This window comes from Bacillus songklensis, from assembly GCF_042649685.1.
Lineage (GTDB): Bacteria > Bacillota > Bacilli > Bacillales > Bacillaceae_H > Bacillus_BA > Bacillus_BA songklensis.
Map to the genome: position 1 here is coordinate 1 of NZ_JBHRZT010000047.1, position 3,011 is coordinate 3,011.

2 protein-coding genes and 1 pseudogene are annotated in these 3,011 nt (G+C 34.4%); all 3 read left to right on the forward strand.

The genetic code is table 11. The features are described 5' to 3' along the window. The first annotated feature begins 616 nt into the window (after positions 1 to 616). Positions 617 to 808 (forward strand): hypothetical protein, encoded by a 192-nt coding sequence (locus ACFOU2_RS11205; RefSeq protein ID WP_377915116.1) that lies wholly within the window; start codon positions 617 to 619, stop codon positions 806 to 808. 588 nt (positions 809 to 1,396) lie between these two features. After that, positions 1,397 to 2,341, forward strand: a complete 945-nt coding sequence (locus ACFOU2_RS11210) for a DUF3231 family protein (RefSeq protein WP_377915118.1) — start codon at positions 1,397 to 1,399, stop codon at positions 2,339 to 2,341. 29 nt (positions 2,342 to 2,370) lie between these two features. Further along, positions 2,371 to 2,825 (forward strand): annotated as a pseudogene (locus ACFOU2_RS11215) (hypothetical protein). Positions 2,826 to 3,011 lie beyond the last annotated feature (186 nt).

A 3,011-nucleotide genomic window follows, 5' to 3' on the forward strand; every position in this document is an offset into this window, starting at 1 on the left:
GACTGAATATTCAGTCTCATGTAAGACAACTAAACAACCTCCCCCAAGATTAAAAAACGTATCTGAGAATACTCTCTTACACAAAAATCTTGACGCTACCTTCGTATAAAGGTGTCTGTAAATTGTCGTTAGACTTTTACGAACGGTTTTTTGTATATCTTAGCTATTATATTTCAAACTACATATACTTTTTGCGTGCGTTTATATCAGTTCGCTTGATTGATTCTTCTGTTGGCTAGGCATGAAAGAATGTTCTTTTTAGAAAGAAAAATAAATGAACGTTTGTAGCGATGAATCAGATACATATCTTACTTTGTTCGTGCCTTTTCCAAAGAGGAAGGGTGAGGTAGCTTACTTATGAAAGTACGGGCCTTTTACGTTCCTTCTTTATAAAAATGAGAAATTGGATAGGTGCTCATTCCCTTGCACAACTAGCTTTTTTCGCCCTCTTCGAGTACATTGCGGACCAGTCCACTCGATACCATCCCCGACTTCTACCGATTAAATGCAATTAATAAGTCTTTTCCTCAATTTTTGCTCATATATACGTCCAATGACTCCAGGTCGATATCTTGGGTATACTAGGTGGGTATATACATATTAGAGGGGGGATAGTTTGAGGCTTAAAGACGGAGACTTTTATACAAATGTTATGACTAATAAGGTATATAAATTAAATGAAGATGACGATGGCAGTTGGTACTTGAGTATGCGTGATGAAGAAGGTTACCATCAAACGTCAAAGACATCTGGGCGTGATATGATTAAATCGTTAGAAGGTTTTTATAAGAAAGCGAAAGATAGCTGAAATAATGGCTGCCTTTTTTTGAGAAAGACATCTCTGAAGTTAACTTTGCTACTTTCTATTTTTTAAGTTTTCCACTGAATAAATTTGTTTCTCAAATAAACAATAACCCTAGTGTTTTCATTTAACACTAAACTTTAATGTGGAGGGATATACTTTGAATATTCTTTTTAGCTTATTCCCAACCTTAATTATTATGGGGATTAGAGCAGCATTCTTAATTAGTAATATGACCTCTAGGTTAAAATGTTTGTTAAGAATGCCATCTTTAACTTAAGCATTGAGTATTCCATAAGTATCGTCTAATTCTCATTGTTGTAAGAAAAAAGGTGAGCATAGTAATGTGCTTGCCTTTTCTGATGAATTCGCCTTCCTAAAGAGTTTAATCTTCTTCATAGAGTCCTTCTTCTTCGTAACATTCAGCGAGATGTTTTCTTAATCTTCAAGCTGTCCATCATCTAAATTGTTAAAGTACAGTAAGAAATTCATATCTCTTACTGCATTAGTAAATAATACCCAGGAGGTGATAATGTGGATAAGAATCAATTAAAACTCACATCTTTTGAAATAGGAACATTGTAGGGGCAGTATATAAACGGAACAATGACAGATGTAGTAAATAGATATATGCTATCTATTATTGAGGATGAAGCAATAAAAATTATTTTTGAGGATGCAATCAAGACGTTCGAAAAACAAAAGAAACAACTCGTAACTTTTATGGAGAAAGAGGGATTTCCAGTACCAATTGGATTTACTGAATCTGACCTCAATAAAGGTGCAGAGAGATTGTTCACTGACATATTTTGCTTAAATTATTTACATATCATGACTTTACATGGTTTGTTAGGACACACAACTTCATTAGGCGTTTCTGTCAGGGAGGACTTACGGTATTTTTACGATTCCTGTGATAATGATGGGAAAAGGATGTATCATCAAACCATAGAGTTATTGCTCGAAAAAGGGAATTTTCAGAGAGACCCTTTATTTTATCCTACTAAGAACCCTCAATTTATTTCTAGCCAAGATTTCACAGATGGAATGTTCGGAAAAGGGAGACGTTTAGCTGCAACAGAAATCATCAGTATTTCTTTCAACCTTAAAAAGAGTATTATGGCTAAAACTCTTTCTATCGCATTTAGTCAAGCTGCTCAAACAAAAGAAGTAAGAAAATTTTTAGAGGATTCCGAGAAAACGGCTGATCAACAAATAAAAGCCTTCGCGAAAATCATGCAGACGGATAATTTACCGGTTCCTAGGTCGTGGGAAACAGAAGTGACAACTTCAACAGACTCTCCTTTTTCCGATAAGTTAATGCTGTATCATACAGGTTTCTTGTTTCAATCAGCACAAGTGTATCACGGGACAGGTCTAGCATCTGCCATGCGAACAGACCTTGTAACCACTTATGAAAGCATTATCCTAAAAAATCTAATGGTAACAAAAAAATGGTTTGATCTTATGGTACAAAATAGGTGGTTAGAACAGCCACCACTTGCTCCTAATAGAAAAGAAATTGCAAAAGAAAAATAATAAAAACAATTTTACTAGGGTATCTATAAGTGAATAAGAGTCCATTTGAAAAACTAATATGGAGCATTGCACTTCCTGGGTTTGGGCAGTATTTAAACGGAAAGTATGTTAAAGGCACAGTTTTATTGATACTTGAATTTCTGATTAATGTACAAGCCAATTTTAATCAGGTCATACTTCTAAGTTTTCATGGGGAAATTGGTGATGCCATAAAACATGCGGATTATCAGTGGTTGATGTTTTATCCTTGTTTGTACTTTTTTCTATGTGGGATGCAGTGAAAGATGCAGGCGGAGAGAAAAACCCTTATTCTTTTCTTCCGTATGTGTTCGCTGCGTTTTTTGTAACTGTTGGATTGATTTTTTCCTCAAACTTAACGATATTTGGAGTGTTATTGGGTCCTGTTTGGCTCCCAATGTTGTTTGTTTTTCCTGGAATAATAATCGGATTTATTATTAGAGAAATTATAAATAACATTTCATAAAAAACCATCCTCTATTTACTATTAAAAGTGGATGGTTTTTTATGTTGAATAAGCTTGAAGGTTTATTTAACTATACGTATAATCCTAATTTTACGAACAATTTTCCTAATTCTCATGTTCAGTATGTTGCAAACGTGCAGTCATCACATTTAACATGATGCATTCAAGTTCCTGCCATGTGTAGTT